We start from the raw sequence: 21,520 nt of genomic DNA on the forward strand, positions 1-21,520 counted from the left end.
CAACAACGGTCGTCAGCACGGCGTTAGAGCGACTTCGCTAGAAACACATCCTCACGATGTCAGCGACTTCCTCTTTGTTGTTGATCTTCTTTGGGTGACAAGCCAGATCCTGGTTGAAACTGGTCCAGACAGTCAGGGCAAAGTCATCGACCTGCTCCGGGCGCAGACCGTAACTGCGAAAGGTGTCGGTAACTCCCAGACTGGCGAACAGACTCTTGAGGATGTCTGGCAAACGCAGCGCACGGTCACCCTCAGTCAGGCTCAGCGTCGAAGGTTCGAGAATCCCCGCCACCCGGGCAAACTTGTCGGTGCACACTGGCAAAGTCCAACTGACCACATAAGGCGTACTTGCCGCGACAGTACCGCCATGCGGCGCATCGGTCATTGCGCCCAGTGGCTGGCCGAGCGCATGGGACACCGTCACCCCCGCACTGGCGATCGCCATGCCGCCAAGGGTCGAAGCGAACGCCATGCTGGCGCGAGCTTCCAGATCTTCACCTTGCTGCACACACCGCAATGCGTTGGCCGCAAACAATCGAATCGCTTCCAGCGCTACCATCTCCACCCAAGGCGTGCAGTGAATGCTGATAAAGGCTTCCAGCGCGTGACAAAAAGTGTCGATGGCAGTCAATGCGGTCAATCTGGGTGGCATCGACACTAATATCTGCGGATCGATCAAGGCAACATTGGGGTAAATGAATGGATTGACGATGGCACATTTAAGCCCCAGCTCCGGATTGTTGATTACCGCGAACGGCGTAGCTTCGGTACCGGTGCCTGAGGTGGTCGGCACAACCAGCAACGGCAGACCACGGCTTTGCGGACGGGTAACGGTTTCACCCAGACGTTCGGTGTAGTCCCAGCAGCGACCGCCGTGAACGGCGACGAATGCCACCGCCTTTGCCGAATCGATGGCGCTGCCGCCACCCACCGCCACCACTACGTCGCAACCCGCCTCACGCACCATGACCACTGCGTGATCGATCGTGGTGTGCCGGGGGTTGGGCACGATGTCGTAAAAGTCGACAAAGCCGATGCCACGCTCGACCAAACTTCCGGTTATCTGGGCCACCAGATCGCTGTCCTGAAGAAACGGATCAATCATCAGGAAAACCTTTTTTCCGAACGGTTCGACCTTTTCCCCAATGTGTTTGATCGCCCCGACCTGAAAATCCAGAGCCAGCGGCAGACTTGCCTTGAATGCTTTCATCAGCTCACCTTTCGATTGTGAGGATGCGCTACAGATGGCATCAGCCAGCCAGTAGCGATCCACCTTCTTTATAGAGTTGGCCAAGGTCGCTGGCGCAGATCAGCGCTGCTTTCATTTCATCGAAGGTGACTTCGAACGGTTCGACCTTACTGGTTTGGCCAGGATCGGAGGCGGTACGTGCCACGCTGTCGAGTTCTTCCGGGGTGATGTCGCTCAGCCCCAGATCCTCGAACGTCACGGGCAGGGCGACGCTCAGGCAAAACTTCAAGACTGCATCCAGCTCATGGGTGGACTTGCCTTCAAGCACCAGCATCACCAATGTGCCGAACGCCACGTATTCACCGTGGTACATCGTTGCCCGACGACCCAGTTTGCTGAACCCGCAATAGACTGCGTGAGCAGTAGCAACACCATTGCTTTCGAAGCCAATGCCACTCATGAGGGCGTTGGCTTCCACCACTCGGTTGAAGGCTTTGGTCACACACTTGTTTTCGGCGGCGCGTCGAGCTTGCAGACCATCCTCCAGCAGCACTCGATAACACAGCTGGGCAATCGCCATAGAGGTGAGCGTGGCCTTGGCGCCGCAAGCGCCCTCCTTCATCCCCGCTCCCGCATTACCGAGAAAGTTATCGCGGTCCGCCTCCACACAAGTGCGGGCCTCGAAGTAAGTCGACAACGCATCGCCCATTCCGGCGACCAGCAGCCGTACTGGCGCCTGTGCAATGACCCAGGTATCGACCACCACAACATCCGGGCTGCGCTCATAAAAGAGTACGTCGTCAAAAGCGCCCGCCTCGGTATACAAAACGGATAGAGAACTGGTGGGTGCATCGTTGGAGACAATGGTGGGAACGATGCACAGCGGAACCTTGAGCTGGTTGGCGACAGCCTTGGCCGCGTCGAGCACTTTGCCACCTCCGACTCCGATTACCCCGTCGCATTCAAGCCTGCGCATATGCGTGGCAAGTCGCTGTATCTCCTGGCGCGTTACTTCGCCAGAAAAAATCCCAAAGTGAAGTTCAGTCTGAATATTCGCGAACTGTGCAATCAACGTCTGTCGCAGGCTGTCGAAGCGGCCCTGAGTGGTGATTACCATCAACCGACGACCGAACCAGGCCACATGCCGGTGCAATCTGTCGAGTTCCTTGTAGCCCTGGATATAGCGGCCAGGTGCAGCAAACATTTGGGTCATTTCATCGTCATCCTGGCCTCGTCGTGGAGGCTTTTTGTTATTGCTCTGAGGACGTTTTCGAGTGCTCGCAGCTCGATTGATGGATGATATATCATGTTTTATATTTTGCTACAAAGTCCTTTTTCGATGGAGTTGCTCAAGGAAAAATACGGGATTGACGCTTGAGGGGATCGAAGATATATGATGTATGAAAACAAGAACAACACTGTTCGGAGAAAGGCATGCACGATTACATTGTCATTGGTGGCGGCTCCGCAGGCTGTGCACTGACAGGCCGACTGATCGAGGCCGGCGCCTCGGTTCTGCTGATCGAAGCAGGGCCGCGCGACACCCATCCACTGATCCATATCCCCGCCGGCTTCACCCGATTACTCTCAAGCCCCCTGCTGTCGCGTCACGAAACCCAACCGCAAACCACAATGGATGGACGCACTCGGATCCTGCCGCAAGGCCGCGTCCTGGGCGGTGGCAGTTCGGTGAATGCACTGATTTATATCCGTGGACAACAGGAGGATTACAACGACTGGGCCAGCAGCGGTTGCAACGGCTGGTCGTATCGTGAGGTGCTGCCTTACTTCAAGCGCGCGGAGGACAATGAGCGGTTTGACAATCACTACCACGCCACCGGTGGCCCTCTGGGCGTTTCGGACCTGAAGCAAGTGTGTGAGTTGTCTCGTGGGTTTGTGCGAGCTGCGCAACAAGCCGGGATTCCCTTCACGGCGGACTTCAATGGCGAACGCCAGAATGGTGTCGGTTTCAACCAGATCACCGCCCGAAACAACCGGCGTTGCAGTGCTGCCGTGGCCTACCTGCGCACGGCCGAAAAGTCCGGGCGATTGACCGTCGTCACCGACGCCACGGTGCAGCGCATATTGCTTGAAGGCAAGCAGGCCGTGGGAGTCGAATACACCCGCAAGGGCCGGGTGATGCAGGTTCGTGGCAGCAAGGAAGTGATCCTCAGCGCCGGAGCCATCCAGTCACCGAAACTGCTGATGCTTTCGGGCATCGGCCCAGCACAGGAACTCGAACGCCATGGTATCGCGCTGCACCACGAACTGCCCGGTGTCGGCCAGAATCTACAAGACCACGCCGAAGTCGGCACCATCGCCTATTGTCATGGCCGCTACGGTTACTACGGCCAGGACAACGCGCTTAATTCACTCAAGAACGGCCTGCAGTATCTGATGTTCGGCAGTGGACCCGTGAGTTCGAATGTCACCGAAGCATGCGCATTCATCAACACCGACAATGCTGCGCAACGCCCCAATGCACAGATGCACTTTGTGCCTATCGTATTCTTCGACCTCGATCAGGAAGCGATCAAGAAACCGGGTGCCACCATCAACACCTGCGTCTTGCGCCCGATGAGCCGTGGCGAAATTCGCCTGCGGTCGAGTGACGCAATTGCCGCTCCCGTGGTTGACCCGCGTTATTTCGCTCATCCCGAAGACCGCCGCGTCGCTATCAAAGGCCTGGGCCTGGCACGGGAAATCCTTGGGCAACCTGCCATGCGCCAGTACACCGGCGAAGAAATCTATCCGGGCCCGAGTGTACGCAGCGACGAAGCCCTGCTGAGTTATATCAATCAGCGCGCCAAGACCGTTTACCACCCGGTTGGCACCTGCAAGATGGGTGCTGATGACATGGCAGTGGTCGATCCTGAACTGCGCGTGCACGGCTTGCGCAATCTGCGCGTGGTGGATGCCTCCATCATGCCGAACCTGATCTCCGGCAACACCAACGCCCCGTCAATCATGATCGGCGAAAAAGCGGCCGACATGATCCTGGGGCACGCCGCGCTCCAAGCGGCCGGAGCCTGATCCCCCCTTTTCAACAAAGGAGCATCACATGCCTATCAGCGGTAAAACCCGGGTCGTGGTTCATCTGACCTACCCTGCCAGACATTTGCGGACACCTGAGTTTTTCAACCCGTTACTGGAACGTCTCGGCCATGACGGAGTACTCGTACCCTGGGAAGTCTCACCGGCCAACCTTGCTACCGCCTGGGAAGGCTTGCGCGGAATCGAGAACCTCGCGGGAGTGATCGTCACCGTCCCACACAAGCTGGAGGTCGCAAAATTGTGCGATGAGTTGCAGGGTACTGCTCGCCTGATGAACGTGTGTAACGTCGCCAGGCGGCTGCCGGATGGACGTTTCACCGGACGTATGTTCGATGGTGACGGCTTCGTTGCCGGACTGAAAAAACAAGGCCACGACTTGCGCGACAAACGAGTGCTGCTGCTCGGTGCAGGGGGCGCGGCAACCGGCATCGCCCATGCTTTGCTGGCTGAAGATATCCAGGCGCTGGTAATCAGCAATCGCACACCGGCCAAAGCCGAAGAACTGGCGGCGGAACTGCAGCAAATGTTCCCGGCACGACACGTCACCGCGGGACCTGCCGACGCAAGCGGCTTTGATGTCGTGATCAACGGCACGGCGCTTGGTCTCAAGATCGACGACCCATTGCCATTACCGGTAGAAACGCTGACGCCTGGCACCGTGGTCGGCGAGGTCGTGATGAACCCTGACATCACCCCACTGCTGAGTGCCGCAGCCGAGCGCGGCTGCGTAATCCACCGAGGCGCGCACATGATCACTGGCCAGATCGATCTGCTGGCCGCGTTTCTGTTTTCCCAATCCGGCGTTTAGTACGCCCTCCCCCAAGCCCAAAGGAACAACCATGAAAAAAACTGCAATCGTGACCGGCGGCGGTTCTGGAATCGGCCTCGCCACAGCACGACGCCTGCTCGACGACGGCTACGACGTACACACCCTGGGTCTTGGCGAGCCCGAGCAACGGATCGAAGGGCTTCATTATCAAGAATTGGACGTGACCAGCGACGAGGCGGTGACCGAGTTCTTCGCACAGTTCGAACGCATTGATGCCGTCATCAATGCTGCCGGCATCATCGATCACATCCGCGAGTGGGAGCTTGAGGGGTTCAGCCGAGTGATGGATGTCAACCTCACGGCGGTATTGCGAATTACCAACGCTGCCCTGCCCGGGTTGAAAGCGGCCCGGGGGTCGGTGGTGAACTTCGCTTCGATGTGGGGCATTTTCGGTTCGGCCAAAACACCGGCCTATGCTTCGAGCAAAGCCGCTATCAGTGAATTGACCCGCTGCATGGCGGTGGCCTGGGCAATGGATGGTGTACGCGCCAACGCCGTGGCGCCGGGCTGGATTTTGACCAACCTGTCGCGCCGCGCGTTCGAAGATCCGAGCCGCTCCGAAGGTATCCTGGCACGCATTCCCATGAAGGCCTGGGGCGCTCCGGAAGACGTGGCCAATGTGATTGCGTTCCTGATTTCAGACAACGCCCGCTATGTCACAGGGGCGACGTTGCCGGTAGACGGCGGGTATTCCATCGCCTGAATCGCAACTCGTCGATTGAGTGCTTGACCGTCAAAAAACATGATATATCATGCATCACAACAAGATCGATTGCTCGGCACCCTGCCCGCCGAGCCTCGAATAACAATAAGCAGTCAAGTGAGAGGTGCTGAATGAATCTGGTTTTCGGCTCGCCCGGGCGTTATGTCCAGGGCACTGAAGTGCTCGCTCAAGCGGGTGCCTACCTGGCGCACTGTGGACGCAGCGCCGTAGTGGTAATCGACAGCTATGTGCTGGGACTGATCCGCCAACGACTCGACGACTCATGTGCCCATGCACAAGTCGAGCTGCACTACATCACATACGATGGCGAGATCACCGCCGACGGTATCGCGGGCCTGCGGGCCGCCGCCGCGAATATCGAATTCGAGATGATCCTGGCCGTCGGTGGAGGCAAGTGCATCGATGCCGGCAAAGCCCTCGCCCACTCTTCGGGGCGCGCCCTGATCACCATGCCCACTGTGGCCTCTAACGACGCACCCACCTCGAAAAACTATGTGATCTACGACGACCATCACCAACTCAGCGAAGTCGGCCACTTGCTGGTCAGCCCTCGCTACGTGCTGGTGGACACCTCGCTGATTGCTCAGGCGCCACGCCCGTTTTTGCTGGCGGGTATCGCCGATGCCCTGACCAAGAAATTCGAAGCTGAGCAGTGCTACAAAGCCGCGGGCGTGAACATGTTCGGCGCCCGGCCGGCGTTGTCGGGATTGGTGCTGGCGCGTGAGTGCTACGAAGTCATTCGTCGTTATGCCGAACCGGCACTGGCCCTCGCCGGCACTGGCGAGGTTACGGTTGCCTTCGATCACTTGATCGAAGCGGTGCTATTGATGAGCGGACTGGGGTTCGAAAGCGGTGGTTTGTCCATCGCCCATGCGATGACTCGCGGCCTGTCAAAAATCCCCGGCGCACAACAGCAAGTTCATGGCAAGCAAGTGGCGTATGGCTTGCTGGTACAGCTGGTGCTGGAAGACCGGGACGCCGAGCTCATGGGCGATATGTTGAGTTTCTATCAACGTATCGGCTTGCCCCGCAACCTGGCGGAACTGGGTGTGCCTGAAGTCGACGATGCACTGCTGAGACAGGTCGCCGAACCCACCTTGAAAGCTCCACACGCGAAAAATTTCGTTACGGACTCAGGCGATGCACTGACCTGTGACGAACTGATCGCGGCCATGCGCGCACTCGAAGGGTTGACCCATTGACCCTCGACTCCCGCCTGAAAATGAACCCACAACCACCCCGTTGAAGTTCAACCCTCACCACTGAAATACGACTTCAACAACTACATGCCTGTGATCTGGAGGTAGAGATGTCTACGCCCCGCGAAACGCTAGAACAGTGGAAGGCCAGCAATTTTGTGCCGTCCGCCGAGACCGTCAGCAAGCTCAAGGAACGGGCGAAATTCGTCCGTCTGGAAACCATTCGGCTGATTGAAATTGCCAAGACCGGCCATTACACCTCGGTGTTCTCCGCCGCCGAACTGTTCTCCGCACTGTACTACGACGTCATGACGATCCGCCCCGAAGAACCAAAGTGGCCGGGACGCGACCGATTCCTCATGGGCAAGGGCCATGCTGCCGTGGGTCAGTTCCCGATCCTGGCAGACCTCGGTGTCTTTCCCAAGGAATGGCTTGATGAATACACCCGCCTGGGCAGCCCTCTGGGCGATCACCCTGACATGCGCAAAGTACCCGGCATCGACTTCTCTTCCGGCTCCATCGGCCACGCGCTCTCCGGTGGTCTGGGCATGTGCCTGGCCCAGCGTTTCACCGGCGAGATCTACGACGTGTTCGTCATGCTCGGAGACGGTGAAATGCAAGAGGGCCAGGTATGGGAAGCCGCCATGAGCGCGGCTCACCACAAGGCCAGGCACCTGATCGCAATCGTCGACCGCAACGGTTTTCAACTCGACGGTGAAGTCGACGACGTCATTGGCATTGAGCCGCTGGATGAAAAATGGCGTGCATTCGGTTGGGAAGTCCATGTCATCGATGGCCACAACATCGCTGAAGTGACCGAGACCCTGCGCCGGGTGAAGGCCGATGAAAAACGCGACAAACCCGTGTGCATCATCGCCAAGACCGTCAAAGGCAAAGGTGTTTCCTATATGGAGACCGAACCCGGCTGGCACCTCGGTTATCTCGACCCGGAAGACGCCAAACGCGCCATCGCTGAAATTGAAGCCACGGAGATCTGAACATGAACGCCCCTCTTTCCCCCAATTCCTGGCAGTACCGTGGCCTCAACGCCCTCAACCCAGGCCTGTCGTACCTGTCTGATGCACTGATCGAACTGACCGAGGCTGGTTATCCGGTAATGGCTGGTTCAGCGGACTTGCAGTATTCCAATGGTTTGAACAAATTCGCCTCCCGCTTTCCCGAACGTTACCTGCAGTTCGGTATCTCGGAGCAAAACATGGTGACGGCCGCGGCCGGTCTGGCTACATGTGGCGTGATGCCGTTCGTGGCGACCTTCGCCTCGTTCCTTGGCCTGCTGTGCTGCGAGCAGATTCGCATGGACGTTGCCTATTCGGCGCAACCCGTGCGCCTGATCGGCCACCACACAGGTATTTCTCTTGGTTTCTACGGCACCTCGCACCATGCCACAGAAGACATCGCCACCATGCGTTCAATCGCGGATCTCGCGGTGGTTTCACCGGCGGACGGCCCACAGTTGGTGGCAGCGATCAAAGCTTCGGCCACCTATGACAAACCGGTGTATTTCCGTATCGGTCGCGGTCGTGACCCGATCGTTTACGAGGATGGTGTGGTCTTTGAGTTCGGCAAGGCACATGAGCATTTCGAAGGCGACGAACTGACCATCATCGCCTGCGGCATCACCGTACATCCGGCGCTGGCCGCCGCTCGCAAAATGAACGCCGAGGGCCGTTCAGTAGGCGTTATCGACATGGCTTCGATCAAACCAATTGACCGCGATGCCATTCTGCGTGCCGCCGCCCGCAGCAAACGCATGATGACTGTCGAAGAGCACAACGTGCTCGGCGGCCTCGGCGCTGCCGTGGCTGAAGTCCTGGCGGACGAAGGCGTCGGTGTGAAGCTCAAGCGGCACGGCATCTACGACGAGTACAGTCTGATCGCCCCGCCGACTCACCTGTACCAACACTACAAGCTCGATGCCGCTGGCATCGAAGAAGTGGCACTGGCGCACCTGAACGCCTGATCCCAGTCCTGCGGGAGCGACCCTGCTCGCTCCCGCAGTGATTTTTTCTGAACTGGATAGCGCGTTTTTTCAGGGAGATTCACGCAAAAACCATAGTCGTCCCCACTTCCCGTGGTTGATGAAACATCTCGGAGCCAATAATGAATAACATCACCGAGACCTGGTCCGATCAAGCCGTCGGACAAGGCAAAACACGTAAATCCTTGCGCAGAAAGTCATTGCTTGCCACCGGCGTCGGCAACTTGCTGGAGTGGTTCGACTGGACGATCTACACCGTCGCTTCGGTCTACATCGCCGCGGCTCTCTTTGACAAAAGCAACGCGACTTCGGCCCTGCTCAGTACCCTGGCGGTGTTTGCCGCCGGGTTCCTGTTACGGCCGATTGGCGGAATCTTCTTTGGCATTCTCGCCGACAGACTGGGCAGGCGCGTGGTATTGCTCAGCACCATGCTGCTGATGGCCGGTGCCAGCCTGTTAATCGCTTTCATACCGTCCTATGGATCCATTGGCAGTTGGGCCTCGGCTCTCTTGTTGTTGGCCAGGCTGATCCAGGGCTTTGCCCATGGTGGTGAAACCACCACCTCCTACGCCTACATCGCCGAAATTGCTCCTCCTGAACGCCGTGGCCTGTGGTCGAGCACAGTGTTCCTGGCGGTGGGTTGCGGATCGTTGCTGGCGACGTTCTACATGGCACTGCTCACGTCGGTGTTGTCCGTCAGTGAGATGCAGGAGTGGGGTTGGCGCATTCCCTTTGCCACTGGAGGTCTTCTGGCCGTGGTTGCCCTGTGGTTGCGCCGCAATATGATGGAAAGCGAACACAGCCCCAGTGCAGGCAGCGAGTCGACATCACCCGGCTGGAGTCGCGGCACCATCATCCAGCACGGCATCCGGTTGTTTCTCTATGAAGCCGGCGCCACGTTGACCTACTACACCTGGGTGACCTCTGCCTCGATCTACGCGATCAGCGTCAAGGGAATGGATCCACGCAGTGCGTTCACCATGAGCTGCATTGCACAGGTCATTTATCTGGTGTTCCTGCCAATTTCAGGATGGATCTCGGATCAATGGGGGCGCAAGATTTCCGCACTGATATCGTTACTCGGGATTGCCGCCACACTGTTCCCGCTGTGGGGTTTGATCTCCAGTGAACCCTGGACCTTGATGGTGGCGCAAACCGCTGGCCTGCTGCTCGTGGCTTTCATTACCGGGTGCAAACCGGCATCGATTTCAGAGCAGATCCCGACCCGCTACCGCACCCGGATGTTCGGCGTGTGCATCTCATTGGGCGTCGCGGTGTTTGGGGGTACGGCATCTTATCTGACGACCTGGCTGTATTCAGAGAACATGGGCTGGATGTTCAACATCTATCTGATTGTGGTTGCCATCATCGCCAGTGCTGTCGTACTGATGTGGAAGAACAACCACGGCGTACCGATCGACAAAATCTGAAGCATAAAGCCTGTGGGATCGAACCGACTCCCACAGGTCTTTTCAGCGGTGTCCGGCGCAGATCAGCCGCCCAACGCATTCACCATCGCCGCCTGATTCTGCCATTGCGCCGTCTTGACCTGGGACAGCGCATTCTGCGCTGCCAGTTGCACACGCTGAGCCTGAAGTACATCCAGGAACGGCGTTTCCCCAGCCTGCCAGGCGCGCTTGATTTGCTCGGCAGCAGAGCTGGCCTGACTGGCCGCACTCGCCAGATAGGCCTGTCGTTCAGCATTGCGCTGAGCCGCAGCCAACGCCGATTCCACCTCGGACACTGCCGTCAGCACCGTGCGCCGATAACTCAGCAGCGCCTGCCGCGCTTCGGCATCCCGCAGATCGACAACGCTGCGCCGACGTCCGCCATCGAACACTGGCGCGCTGGCATTCACACCGGCCAGCCAGAACGTAGAACTCGCCAGGTTGGCAGCACTCACCCCATCAATCAAAGAACCCAACGCCGCAGCCAGGCTCAAGCGCGGCATCAGATCCGCCCTGGCCACCCCGACCCTGGCGTAAGCCGCAATCAAACGAGCTTCGGAAGCTCGGATATCGGGGCGCCGGCGCAGCAGATCCGGTGGCGTACCGGCACCCGGCAACGCTACCGTCGACAGCTTCGCCGGGCTGTCCTTGAACTGCTGATACAGCTTGTCTGTCGGTTGGGCCAACAGCACCGATAACCGATGCAGCGAGCGTTGCCAATTCAGTTGCAGAGCAGGCACTTGGGCAGCCGTGGAGTCCGATTGCGAACGAGCGCGCAACACGTCCGCTTCGGGGCTGTCACCTGCCGCATATAACTGCTCGGTCAACTGCAGGGTTTCGGCCTGACTGGCCGCGCTTTGCTTGACGATCGCGAGACGTTCTTCGAAGCCACGCGCCTCGGCGTAGGCCTGCACCACTTCGGTAATCAACGCCACCCGCACGCCGCGCGCCGCCTCTTCGGTGGCATTGAGGTCCGCGTCGGCAGCGCGCACACCTTCTCGAATGCGGCCAAACAGGTCGATTTCCCACGCAGCACCCAAGCCGATCGAGGCAGGCTCGGTAATCAGCGAGTCACTGAAGCCCGCTTGGTCAGCGGAGATCCGCTGACGTGCCGCACTGGCGGTCAAATCAACCTGCGGACTGCCCGAAGCCCCAGCGATATTGCGCAATGCCCGGCCTGCATCGATCCGCGCCAGAGCCATCTGCAAATCAAGGTTTTCACTCACCGCGCGCTCCACCAGACGATTGAGCAGCGGGTCCTGATATTGCGTCCACCACTGCTCAATCACGCTGGCAGGTTCGGCCGTCTGAGCATTGACGTATCGCTCGACCGGCATCTTCGACTCGGGCGGCATGACCGGCGACGCACACGCACTCAGCAACGCGGCCCCCATCATCAGCCCGGTTACACGAAAAGAGTTATTCATGAGCCACACCCTGTTCTGAATGAATGGATTGACCAGTTGCGTGACGCTCGCCACCGGCCAGACGACGGATCAGCACATAGAAAACCGGCGTGAACAGCAGACCGAACAGCGTGACTCCGATCATCCCGAAAAACACCGCCGAGCCCACTGCCTGACGCATTTCCGAACCTGCACCCTCGGACATCACCAAGGGCAGCACGCCGAGTACAAAAGCCAGCGAAGTCATCAGGATCGGCCGCAGACGCAGGCGACAGGCTTCAACCACTGCCTCGACGATTCCCTGCCCTTCTTTCTCTTGTTGACGTGCGACCTCGACAATGAGAATCGCGTTTTTCGCCGCCAATCCCACGAGGACGATGAAACCGATCTGCGTCAGAATGTTGATGTCCAGTCCCATCAGCCGCACGCCTCCGGCAGCCGCAAGCAGACACATCGGCACGATGAGCAGGATCGACAGCGGCAGGCTCCAACTGCCGTACTGCGCCGCCAGCACCAGGTACACGAAGATCACACACAGTGGGAATACCAACAGCCCCATGTTTCCCGCAGTGGTCTGCTGGTAACTGAGGTCGGTCCACTGATAGGTGATACCGGCTGGCAGCGTCTCTTTCGCCAGTCGCTCCATAGTCTTGATGCCGAACTCCGACCCCAGGCCCGGCAAGGTATCGCCGTTGATTTCCGCCGTCGGGAACAAGTTGTAGCGTGGGAATCGCTCCACCCCCAGCGCTTCATGCAAGCGGGTGACACTGGCGATCGGCACCATTTTTCCTGCATCGTTGCGTACCTTGACCCGAGCCAGATCCTCCGGCGTGACGCGGTAAGGCAAGTCGGCTTGCGCAGTCACGCGATAGGTACGACCGACGAGGTTGAAGTCGTTGATGTAGGACGACCCGAAGTAGGTCTCGATCGCCTGGTTGATCTGGCTGCTGGGCACACCAAGCATTTCGGCGCGCTCACGGTCCAGTTCGACGAACACCTGCGGTGTCCTGGCCGAGAACGGTGAATAGACACCCGTCATACCTTTGGTGGCATTCGCAGCGGCGATCAGGTCATCGGTCGCTTTGGCCAAGGCTTCGGTTCCTAGCCCGGCGGTGTCCTGCAATCGCATGGAGAAACCACCGGTGCTGCCCAACCCTTGAACGGGCGGTGGTGTCGCGACGATGACCGTTGCACCGCTGACTACCTTCAAGCGTTCACGCAAGTCTTCGGCGATCCTGTCCGACGTCAGCCCGTGCAACTTGCGTTCAGACCAGGGCTGGAACACAGGCGCCAGACCCGCCGAGTTCGATGAACTGGTACCGGTAACCATCGAGAAACCGGAGAAGGTCGGCACCCGATCAACCCCAGGCACTTCAAGGGCAATCGCTTCGATCTGTTGAGAGATTTCGTTGGTACGCTCCAGCGACGCACCGTCAGGCAATTGCACGATGACCACCAGATAACCGCGATCCTGAATCGGGATAAAACCCTTTGGCGTCGACACCAACAAGTAAGCGGTGGCGGCAATCAGTACCGCGTAGATCGTCAGCATCAACGGGGTTTTCGCCACCAGCGCACGCACGCTGGCGGCATAACTCGATGACAGCTTCAGGAAGCCGTTGTTGAACCCGTCGGCCGCACGCTTGAACAGGCCGGACAAACCTGCTTTCGGTGTGTGGTGAACTTTGGGGTCATGTCGGCGCAGAATCATTGCAGCGAGTGCCGGCGACAACGTCACCGAATTGAACAGCGAGATCGCCGTGGCCACCGCAATGGTAATCCCGAACTGACGGAAGAACTCCCCGGAGATACCCGGAATGAACGCTGTCGGAATAAACACCGCACACAGCACAAGCGTGATCGCAATCAACGCCCCGCCGATTTCCTGCATGGTGACGATGGTCGCCTCCAGCGGGCTCTTGCCATCGGCCAGATGCCGCTCGACATTCTCCACCACGACGATGGCGTTATCGACCACGATCCCCACCGCCAGCACCAGTCCGAACAGGGTCAGGTTGTTGATCGAGTAACCGAGCATCGCCATGACCGCAAATGTACCAACCAGCGATACCGGAATCGCCAGGATCGGAATGATCGAAGGCCGCCAGCCTTGCAGGAACACCATGATCACCAGCACCACGAGAATCACCGCCTCGTAGATGGTCTTGCCCAACTCGCCGATGCTGTCGGCGATAAACGCGGTCGGGTTGTAGCCGATGCTGTATTCAATACCGTCGGGGAAGTCCTTGCCGATTTTCTCCATGGTCTCTTCTACTACTTTCATCGTCGCCAACGCGTTGGCGCCCGGGCGCTGCAGCACTTGCAGGCCGATGGCCGGGTTGCGCAGGTAGTAGGTGTTGTTGACGTATGCCAGCCCGGCGATTTCCGTGCGAGCAACGTCCTTGAGCCGCACCAGACGCCCGGCATCCCCGGACTTGAGGACGATGTTGTCGAAGTCGGCTGGCTCCTTCAGTCGCCCCTCGAAAATCAGGTTCGGCTGAAAGGCCTGAGACGCTACCGGTGGCTGAGCGATGACACCACCCGCCACTTGAGTGTTCTGCGCGCGTACTGCAGCGATGATGTCGGCAGGGGTCAGATTGAACGCGGCCACACGCTCCGGATCGAGCCAGATACGCATCGAGTATTCACGCGCACCCAACGGATTGATATCGCCGACACCGTCAATGCGTTTAAGCACATCAGCCACGTTACGAATTGCAAAGTTCGAAACGTAGAGCTGGTCGTAAGTGCCTTTGGGTGAGGAAATGAAGATCGTCGAAAGCTGCGTAGGTGAAGACTTTCGTACCGTCACACCACTGCGCTGTACCGGTTCGGGCAAGCGTGGAGTAGCCAGTGCGACACGGTTCTGCACCAGCACTTGTGCCTTATCGACATCGGTGCCGCTTTTGAAGGTCACGGTCAGGTTGAGACTGCCATCGGACGTAGCCTGACTGTACATGTAGAGCATGTCTTCGACGCCGTTGACTTCCTGCTCGATGGGGATCGCCAGCGTTTCAGCCACGGTCTGCGCCGAAGCACCGGGATAAGTGGCGGTCACCACGACGGTGGGCGGTGCGATATCCGGGTACTCGGACGTCGGCAGAACCAGATAGGCCAGTCCGCCGACAATCATCAAGACGATTGAAAGCACAATCGCCAGCACCGGTTGCTCGATGGAGGTGCGTCCCAGGCTCATAGTGGCGCCCCTTGGCTACCAGCAGTTTTCGCCACCGTTGCCAATTCGCGCTCCTGTGCGGTCGCAGTGTCTCCGGTACGCACGCGTTGGAGACCGTCGACGATTACCCGGTCCTGTTCCTGCAAGCCGTTGACGATTTCCCGCAAACCGTCATGCAGTTTGCCAAGGGTGACCGGGCGGATTTCTACTTTGTTTTGTGGGTTGAGCACGTACACAACCTTGCGGGTCGCATCGACACCGATCGCAGTGTCCGGCAGCAATAGCGCCGGGTACGCCGCCTGACTGGAGAACTGCACGCGGCCGAATTGCCCCGGGCTCAAACGCAGGTCACGGTTGCTGACGCGAGCGCGCTGGCGCAGGGTGCCAGTGGCGGTATCGAGGCGGTTGTCGATGAAGTCCATGCGCCCGGTCATGCTCGGCTCGACCTCGCCGGGCAAGGCGATCCGCACTTGGCTCTGATTGGCGCTGGCCGTCGGCTGACGCCGGTATTTGAGGTAGCTCTGCTCATCAATATCGAAATAGATGTCGATCGGATCGAGCGAGACGATGGTGGTCAAAAGTGTCGCGTTGCTGTTCCCGCCGTTGACCAGGTTACCCTCACTGATCAGCTTGCGGCTGATGCGCCCGCTCATGGGGGCGGTGATCCGGGTGAACTCCAGATCGAGCTTGGCATTGCTCAGCGCACCCTCGGCACTCAACACCTCGGCCTGTGCGGCCTGACGCGCCTGGAGGCGCTGGTCATAAAGGCTGCGGGCAATGGTTTTCGACTCAATCAAAACATTGGCGCGGGCGAATTCCTGCTCGGCTAGAGCCAGTTGCGAACGCACCTGCGCGAGTTTGCCCTGGGCCTGCACCACGGCCGCCTGGAACGAGCGCGAATCGATCACGAAGAGCAAGTCACCCTTCTTGACGATGGCGCCGTCCTGAAACGCGACTTTCTCCAGATAACCACTGACTCGCGAACGCACGTCCACCAAATCGGTGGCTTCAAAACGGCCGGTAAAACTGTCCCAATCAGTGATGACCGACTTGACTGGTTTGCTGACGGTGACAGTCGGCGCTGCCGGTGCGTGACTGGCCTGATCGGGTCCGCAACCGCTAAGGGCCGCGGCCAGCGCCAGGCTTAACGCCGACACCGCCACGCCTTTTAATAACAATGAATTCACTTTTGTAATCTCCGCAGTTGGCCATTGAATGCACTGCATCCAATGGCCAGACAGATAACTGAGCTGTAATTCGAGCGAGGTATTAGCAAGTTTCTAAGGCAAAGCAGTTAACTTTTAGACGTGTATTCACTGTGGGATTTATTACGCTCGATAAAGGCACCGGACTCTTCAGCGTGAACCGCCAGGGACGCAGAGAGCGCAGCCAAAGTCGCGAGCAGAGCAATGGATTTTTTTACGTAAGTCATTTCAAGTGTCCTCGGTAGTGTTTGAATAAAAAGGATTTTCCGTGAGCACCCGGTCGAGATAAACCGTCGAAACGCGAAAAGAATATTGACTAAAAGGCAAGAGCCAACGCTCTGAAACGAGACATATGGGGATTCTATCGCCCACGTGAAATTAACCTGTGAAGCGTGTTCACCGATCATTTACGCGTACAGGGAAACACCTCGAAAGTTAAATTTCAAAAAGGCAGGATTGTTTAAGGCGCGCAAAAAAAAGATGGCCTGTCGGCCATCTTTTTCAACACTCAGCGATTAATACCGCCCAAGCAGAGGTATTTGATTTCAAGATAGTCTTCGATGCCGTATCTGGACCCTTCACGGCCAAGTCCCGACGCTTTGACGCCCCCGAATGGTGCGACTTCGGTCGAAATCAGTCCTTCATTGATCCCGACGATACCGCACTCCAGTGCTTCGGCTACGCGCATGATCCGCCCGATATCGCGACTGTAAAAATACGAAGCCAGGCCAAACTGGGTGTCGTTGGCCATCTCGATGGCTTGTGCCTCTGTACTGAACCGGAATAGTGGCGCCACCGGGCCGAACGTCTCTTCACGGAACACTTTTGATTCCCTTGGCACATTCACAAGAATCGTCGGCCGATAGAAACTGCCGCCCAAGGGATGACGCTCGCCACCGGTCAACACCGAGGCGCCCCGCTCGACCGCATCGGCAACATGCTCTTCAGCCTTGCGTACTGCGTTGTCATCAATCAGCGGGCCGATCGTCACGCCGTCTTCAAAACCGCTGCCTACCTTCAGCGCTTCGACGGCGGTTTTCAGTTTGGCAGCGAACGCATCGTAGATGCCGTCCTGCACCAGCAAGCGGTTGGCACAGACACATGTCTGCCCGGCATTGCGGTACTTGGAAGCCAACGCCCCCTGCACGGCCGCGTCCAGATCGGCATCGTCAAACACGATAAAAGGAGCGTTACCGCCCAGCTCCATGCTGGTCTTCTTGATCGTCGGCGCGCACTGGGCCAGCAAGGTCGCCCCGACTTCAGTGCTACCCGTGAAGGACAATTTGCGCACATCCGGATTGGCAGTCAGTTCGCCACCTATCTCACTGCCGGGACCGGTAATCACGTTGCAAACACCCGCCGGCAGACCGGCACGCTCGGCCAGTACAGCAATGGCAATCGCCGAGAAAGGTGTCTGGCTCGCTGGCCGCAACACGCCCGTGCAACCGGCTGCCCAACCGGGTCCGGCCTTACGAGTGATCATTGCCGCCGGAAAGTTCCACGGGGTAATAGCGGCAAACACGCCGATGGGTTCTTTCTGGACGATGATGCGACTGTTTGGCGAATGGGAGGCGATGGTGTCGCCATAGACGCGCTTGCCCTCCTCCGCGAACCATTCAATGAACGACGCGGCATAGGTGATCTCACCGCGACTTTCGGCCAACGGTTTGCCTTGTTCAGCGGTCATGATGCGTGCGAGGTCTTCACGATGAGTGATCATCAACTCGAACAGCAATCGCAATTTTGCTGCACGTTCTTTGGCGGTGAGTGCCCGCCATGCCGGTTGCGCGCGTCTGGCGGCGGCAATGGCGCGCGCAGTCTCGACCGCGCCCAGTGACGGTACGCGCCCGAGCACTTTACCGTTGGCCGGATTGGTGACGACGATGCTGCGCCCCTCACCCACCTCCAGCCACTGGCCATCGATGTAGTTCGCCTCGCGGAACAGCGTCGGATCTTCGAGCGTAGAAAGGAAATTGGTATCAGCCATGCTGTCGCTCCTCAAAATTCAATAACCTGCCGCACCGCACTGCCATCGTGCAGGCGATCGAAACCTTCGTTGATATCGTCCAGCTTGAGCCGGCCGCTCAGCAGTCGATCCACCGGCAGACGTCCGTCGCGATAGAGCTCGATGAACCGCGGAATATCGCGAAGCGGCACGCAGGTGCCGATGTAGCTGCCCTTGAGGGTGCGCTCCTCGCCTACCAGCTGGACGACATTGACCGGCAGCGACGAACCGGGTGGTGGCAGGCCGGCCGTCACGGTCATCCCTCCGCGCCTGGTCATTTTCATTGCGTTCTCCAGCGCCCGGATTGAACCGGCCATTTCGAAAACGTAGTCGGCGCCGCCACCGGTCAGTGCCAGCACCTGCTCGACGGCGTCGGGATCGCCACCATTGACCACGGAGGTGGCACCGACGTCCTTGGCCAAAGCGAGTTTTTCCGCTGACAGGTCGACCGCGATGATTTTGCTCGCCCCTGCGGCCCGTGCCCCCAGAACCGAAGCCAGACCGACACCGCCCAGGCCAATGACCACGGCGGTCGAGCCCACGCGCAATTGCGCGGTATTGACCACCGCACCGACACCGGTCAACACCGCACAACCAAACAGCGCGGCTTCGACAAAGGGCAACTCGCGATCGATCTTGACCACCGAGTTGCGCGACATCACGGCGTACTCGGCGAACGCCGAAACACCAAGATGGTGATGAACGTGAGTGCCAGCCGCGCTCAAACGCACCGAGCCGTTGATCAATGTCCCGGCGGCGTTGGCTTTCGCTCCCGGCTCGCACAGTGCCGGGCGGCCCTCGGCGCATGGCAGGCAGTGACCGCAACTTGGCATGAAGACCATGACCACATGATCGCCCGGCTCAAGGTCGCTCACCCCTTCGCCCAAGGCCTCCACCACACCGGCAGCCTCATGACCGAGTGCCATGGGCATTGGCCGAGGCCGGTCACCATTGATCACCGACAGGTCGGAATGGCACAGACCGGCAGCACGAATTCGCACCAATACCTCGCCCGGGCCCGGCGGCGCCAATTCGATGGTTTCGATCGAAATCGGCTTGCTCAGGGCATAGGGCGGGGCAACATTCATGTGTCTTAGAACAGCAGCTCTGACTTGCATCTTTTGTCTCCGACGCAGCTGGACTCGATAGTGAGTGCTCACCACTATGCCGTAGCTCGATCACGCCAGAAATGCACTGCCGGGCGCAGCTGTTTGGAATCGAATTCGCAAAAGCGCGCCATTCCAGCGAACACTCAAGTGAATCGAATTGTTATTTGAGTTCTCAAATCTTGTGCACGGCCAGCGCATTCCCGGCTACTGACCCAGTGCTTATTCTGAAACCACAAACAACATCACAGCGTCCCGTAGAGACGCCTGAATGAGGGTTTCAAAATGACCGAATCAAGCACCCGGAAGAAACTGGTCGAGGCTGCTCCCCACGCCTCGTTCAATCTCGACGAGATCGTCAAGACGTTCCCCGAAACAGCTGAAACGCTCCTCGTCGACACCCGACTCACCGACGAAGACGAAGCCAGTGCCCGTGTCTTTCGGGTGTACCACCCGACCCCCGCGCACTATCACGCCACCTGTGACGAGTACCTGATCGTGCTTTCGGGACGCGCTACGTTTTTTATGGGCGACCGCGAAGAGTTCGAAGTGGGCCCGGGTGAAATGCTGTTCTTCAAGAAATTCACCGTTCACGGCATGCCGAAGATCCTCGAACACCCGCTGTTCATGGTGTCGGTCGATACACCGCGCCGTGATCCAAGCGACATCATTTTTGTCGATCCTTCCAGCGGCACCGCTGAATCATTCGTGCAGGCCAAGCCATGAGCAGCCCGGCACTGGAAATCTTCGCGACATTCCCGGTCGAGCGCCCGGGCAACCCCACCGTAATGCCTGACGGCCGGGTGCTGGTATCGGTGTCGGCCATCATTGCCCCCGACATCTCGGTGCGGGCGGTAGCGCAGAACGGCGAGCATTCGGCCTACCCCAATGAGACCTGGGCTGGCAAACCTCGCGACGACGGGCGTGGCATGTCCGCCGTGATCGGTATCCGCACCGACCCCGAAGGGATCGTCTGGATACTCGATATGGGCAAGCCGGAGCAACAGCAACCCCGGCTGATTGCCTGGAATGATCGTGAGCAATGCTTGCATCGCCTGATTGTCTTGCCGCAAAACGTGCTGCGTCCGAGTTCCTTCACTCAGGACTTCGTCATCGACTGGCGGCGCCAGCGCATCTACATCGCGGACATGACGATGAACGCCAGTGGCGCCAGTGACTACCCTGCAATCGTCGTGGTTGACCTGCAGACGGGTCTGTCATGGCGTTCGCTGGAGTGCTATCCGGGACTGATGCCGGGCGACGTGCCTCTGCTCGTTGCGGGTAAACCGCTGGCCCTGCGCACTGCCGAGGGTGAAGTCATTCCGTATCGCTACGGGCTGAATCCAATTGCCATCGACCCATTGGGCCGCTGGGTGTATTTCGGTTCGATGTCTGCTCGCAAGGTCTATCGGATCAGCACCGAAAGTCTTGCCTTGCCCGACAGTGAGACAGCGTTGGGCGAAGCCGTGGAGTACTGGTGCGAGAAGCCGCATTGCGATGGCTTCGATGTCGATGCCGAGGGCAATGTCTACGTGACCGATATCGCCAACAACGCCATCGGGCTGGCATCGCCGGTGGGCTATCGCATCCTGGCCCAGGACGACCGGCTGCTCGGCTGGCCGGACGGTGTCGAACTCGATGCACAAGGCAAATGGCTGTACATCACAGCCAACCAACTGCACCGTCACCCGTTGCTCAATGCGGGTGAAGATGACAGTCAGCCACCGTTCCATGTGTTGCGCCTGCGTGTGGATGCACCGATGGGTTTGAGCGAAACACCATGACCCATAACCGTGTTGCGCTCACTGTCATTGCAATGTTGTTCATCGTCAGCACCGTCGTCGTTGCATTGACCGAGAGCACGTCAGGAGTCGGCATCTGGCTGTACGCCGTGGTGGCGGTTGCCGTCATGGGGTTCTCAAGGTCGATGCCAGATGTCTGGCCCAGCTGCCTCTTCGACGCATCGAGTGCTTCGCGGGCAGCACTGACCCAGCGCCTGCTGACGCAGATGGCAGCCCTGGTTTGTCTGCTGTCTGCTCAGACGGTAAACGGGACAGTCTCCGCGACGCTCTCGATCACCGGCCTTCTGCTGTTCATTCATACTCTGCTGCTGGCGCGCCTGCCTCGGCGCCCGCGGCCAGTGAGGCATTGATCAGTGACGGCACAGGCCAGCCAGCGATC

The 21,520-nt window shown here is 58.8% G+C and carries 17 protein-coding genes; 10 read left to right on the forward strand and 7 right to left on the reverse strand.

From position 1 onward, the window contains the following. Positions 1–37: 37 nt before the first annotated feature. On the reverse strand, positions 38–1,210 hold the full coding sequence (locus U6037_RS14545) for an iron-containing alcohol dehydrogenase (protein ID WP_322843443.1): 1,173 nt from the start codon (positions 1,208–1,210) through the stop codon (positions 38–40). A gap of 40 nt (positions 1,211–1,250) precedes the next feature. Continuing rightward, entirely contained in the window at positions 1,251–2,402 is a 1,152-nt protein-coding gene (locus tag U6037_RS14550) for a glycerol dehydrogenase (RefSeq protein ID WP_322843444.1), read from the reverse strand. A 221-nt stretch (positions 2,403–2,623) separates the two neighbouring features. Between U6037_RS14550 and U6037_RS14555 the strand changes: the two genes are divergently transcribed. The 7 genes from U6037_RS14555 to U6037_RS14585 all read left to right on the forward strand — a co-directional run bounded on the left by U6037_RS14555 (position 2,624) and on the right by U6037_RS14585 (position 10,424). Continuing rightward, positions 2,624–4,222 carry a GMC family oxidoreductase gene (locus tag U6037_RS14555; RefSeq protein ID WP_322843445.1) on the forward strand — a complete coding sequence of 533 codons (1,599 nt, stop codon included), beginning with the start codon at positions 2,624–2,626 and terminating at the stop codon, positions 4,220–4,222. 28 nt (positions 4,223–4,250) lie between these two features. Then, complete coding sequence (locus tag U6037_RS14560; RefSeq protein WP_322843446.1) at positions 4,251–5,051, forward strand: shikimate dehydrogenase family protein; 801 nt, start codon at positions 4,251–4,253, stop codon at positions 5,049–5,051. A gap of 31 nt (positions 5,052–5,082) precedes the next feature. Then, positions 5,083–5,775 (forward strand): SDR family oxidoreductase, encoded by a 693-nt coding sequence (locus U6037_RS14565; RefSeq protein WP_322843447.1) that lies wholly within the window; start codon positions 5,083–5,085, stop codon positions 5,773–5,775. 131 nt (positions 5,776–5,906) lie between these two features. Then, positions 5,907–6,998, forward strand: coding sequence for a glycerol dehydrogenase (locus tag U6037_RS14570; protein ID WP_322843448.1), 1,092 nt, complete (start codon positions 5,907–5,909; stop codon positions 6,996–6,998). A 107-nt stretch (positions 6,999–7,105) separates the two neighbouring features. Continuing rightward, on the forward strand, positions 7,106–7,993 hold the full coding sequence (locus U6037_RS14575) for a transketolase (RefSeq protein WP_322843449.1): 888 nt from the start codon (positions 7,106–7,108) through the stop codon (positions 7,991–7,993). 2 nt (positions 7,994–7,995) lie between these two features. Continuing rightward, on the forward strand, positions 7,996–8,976 hold the full coding sequence (locus tag U6037_RS14580; RefSeq protein ID WP_179694955.1) for a transketolase family protein: 981 nt from the start codon (positions 7,996–7,998) through the stop codon (positions 8,974–8,976). 140 nt (positions 8,977–9,116) lie between these two features. Beyond that, positions 9,117–10,424 (forward strand): MFS transporter, encoded by a 1,308-nt coding sequence (locus tag U6037_RS14585; protein ID WP_179694956.1) that lies wholly within the window; start codon positions 9,117–9,119, stop codon positions 10,422–10,424. A gap of 62 nt (positions 10,425–10,486) precedes the next feature. On the opposite strand, the gene U6037_RS14590 is transcribed toward U6037_RS14585, so the two are convergent. From U6037_RS14590 to U6037_RS14610, 5 genes are all read right to left on the reverse strand, one after another. Next, positions 10,487–11,869 carry an efflux transporter outer membrane subunit gene (locus U6037_RS14590; protein WP_322843450.1) on the reverse strand — a complete coding sequence of 461 codons (1,383 nt, stop codon included), beginning with the start codon at positions 11,867–11,869 and terminating at the stop codon, positions 10,487–10,489. Then, positions 11,862–15,044, reverse strand: coding sequence for a multidrug efflux RND transporter permease subunit (locus U6037_RS14595; protein ID WP_322843451.1), 3,183 nt, complete (start codon positions 15,042–15,044; stop codon positions 11,862–11,864). Before U6037_RS14595 ends, U6037_RS14590 begins: the two co-directional genes overlap by 8 nt. Next, positions 15,041–16,210, reverse strand: coding sequence for an efflux RND transporter periplasmic adaptor subunit (locus U6037_RS14600; RefSeq protein ID WP_416221680.1), 1,170 nt, complete (start codon positions 16,208–16,210; stop codon positions 15,041–15,043). The genes U6037_RS14595 and U6037_RS14600 overlap by 4 nt, the downstream gene beginning before the upstream one ends. 526 nt (positions 16,211–16,736) lie before the next feature. Further along, positions 16,737–18,215, reverse strand: a complete 1,479-nt coding sequence (gene gabD, locus U6037_RS14605) for an NADP-dependent succinate-semialdehyde dehydrogenase (protein WP_322843453.1) — start codon at positions 18,213–18,215, stop codon at positions 16,737–16,739. An 11-nt stretch (positions 18,216–18,226) separates the two neighbouring features. Further along, entirely contained in the window at positions 18,227–19,351 is a 1,125-nt protein-coding gene (locus U6037_RS14610; protein ID WP_179694961.1) for a zinc-dependent alcohol dehydrogenase family protein, read from the reverse strand. Between the two features lie 273 nt (positions 19,352–19,624). Between U6037_RS14610 and U6037_RS14615 the strand changes: the two genes are divergently transcribed. The 3 genes from U6037_RS14615 to U6037_RS14625 are packed head-to-tail and all read left to right on the forward strand — an operon-like array spanning position 19,625 to position 21,491. Beyond that, positions 19,625–20,065 carry a cupin domain-containing protein gene (locus tag U6037_RS14615; RefSeq protein WP_179694962.1) on the forward strand — a complete coding sequence of 147 codons (441 nt, stop codon included), beginning with the start codon at positions 19,625–19,627 and terminating at the stop codon, positions 20,063–20,065. Next, positions 20,062–21,123, forward strand: a complete 1,062-nt coding sequence (locus U6037_RS14620; protein ID WP_322843454.1) for an L-dopachrome tautomerase-related protein — start codon at positions 20,062–20,064, stop codon at positions 21,121–21,123. The genes U6037_RS14615 and U6037_RS14620 overlap by 4 nt, the downstream gene beginning before the upstream one ends. Beyond that, positions 21,120–21,491, forward strand: coding sequence for a hypothetical protein (locus U6037_RS14625; protein ID WP_322843455.1), 372 nt, complete (start codon positions 21,120–21,122; stop codon positions 21,489–21,491). Before U6037_RS14620 ends, U6037_RS14625 begins: the two co-directional genes overlap by 4 nt. Positions 21,492–21,520 lie beyond the last annotated feature (29 nt).

The organism is Pseudomonas sp. B33.4 (genome assembly GCF_034555375.1).
In the GTDB taxonomy this organism is placed as follows: Bacteria; Pseudomonadota; Gammaproteobacteria; order Pseudomonadales; family Pseudomonadaceae; genus Aquipseudomonas.

Excerpts from the sequence above, each read along its gene's own strand:
- U6037_RS14545 (WP_322843443.1), bottom strand. The coding sequence starts at position 1,210 with ATGAAAGCATTCAAGGCAAGTCTGCCGCTGGCTCTGGATTTTCAGGTC.
- U6037_RS14550 (WP_322843444.1), bottom strand. The coding sequence starts at position 2,402 with ATGACCCAAATGTTTGCTGCACCTGGCCGCTATATCCAGGGCTACAAG.
- U6037_RS14555 (WP_322843445.1), top strand. The coding sequence starts at position 2,624 with ATGCACGATTACATTGTCATTGGTGGCGGCTCCGCAGGCTGTGCACTG.
- U6037_RS14560 (WP_322843446.1), top strand. The coding sequence starts at position 4,251 with ATGCCTATCAGCGGTAAAACCCGGGTCGTGGTTCATCTGACCTACCCT.
- U6037_RS14565 (WP_322843447.1), top strand. The coding sequence starts at position 5,083 with ATGAAAAAAACTGCAATCGTGACCGGCGGCGGTTCTGGAATCGGCCTC.
- U6037_RS14570 (WP_322843448.1), top strand. The coding sequence starts at position 5,907 with ATGAATCTGGTTTTCGGCTCGCCCGGGCGTTATGTCCAGGGCACTGAA.
- U6037_RS14575 (WP_322843449.1), top strand. The coding sequence starts at position 7,106 with ATGTCTACGCCCCGCGAAACGCTAGAACAGTGGAAGGCCAGCAATTTT.
- U6037_RS14580 (WP_179694955.1), top strand. The coding sequence starts at position 7,996 with ATGAACGCCCCTCTTTCCCCCAATTCCTGGCAGTACCGTGGCCTCAAC.
- U6037_RS14585 (WP_179694956.1), top strand. The coding sequence starts at position 9,117 with ATGAATAACATCACCGAGACCTGGTCCGATCAAGCCGTCGGACAAGGC.
- U6037_RS14590 (WP_322843450.1), bottom strand. The coding sequence starts at position 11,869 with ATGAATAACTCTTTTCGTGTAACCGGGCTGATGATGGGGGCCGCGTTG.
- U6037_RS14595 (WP_322843451.1), bottom strand. The coding sequence starts at position 15,044 with ATGAGCCTGGGACGCACCTCCATCGAGCAACCGGTGCTGGCGATTGTG.
- gabD (WP_322843453.1), bottom strand. The coding sequence starts at position 18,215 with ATGGCTGATACCAATTTCCTTTCTACGCTCGAAGATCCGACGCTGTTC.
- U6037_RS14610 (WP_179694961.1), bottom strand. The coding sequence starts at position 19,351 with ATGCAAGTCAGAGCTGCTGTTCTAAGACACATGAATGTTGCCCCGCCC.
- U6037_RS14615 (WP_179694962.1), top strand. The coding sequence starts at position 19,625 with ATGACCGAATCAAGCACCCGGAAGAAACTGGTCGAGGCTGCTCCCCAC.
- U6037_RS14620 (WP_322843454.1), top strand. The coding sequence starts at position 20,062 with ATGAGCAGCCCGGCACTGGAAATCTTCGCGACATTCCCGGTCGAGCGC.
- U6037_RS14625 (WP_322843455.1), top strand. The coding sequence starts at position 21,120 with ATGACCCATAACCGTGTTGCGCTCACTGTCATTGCAATGTTGTTCATC.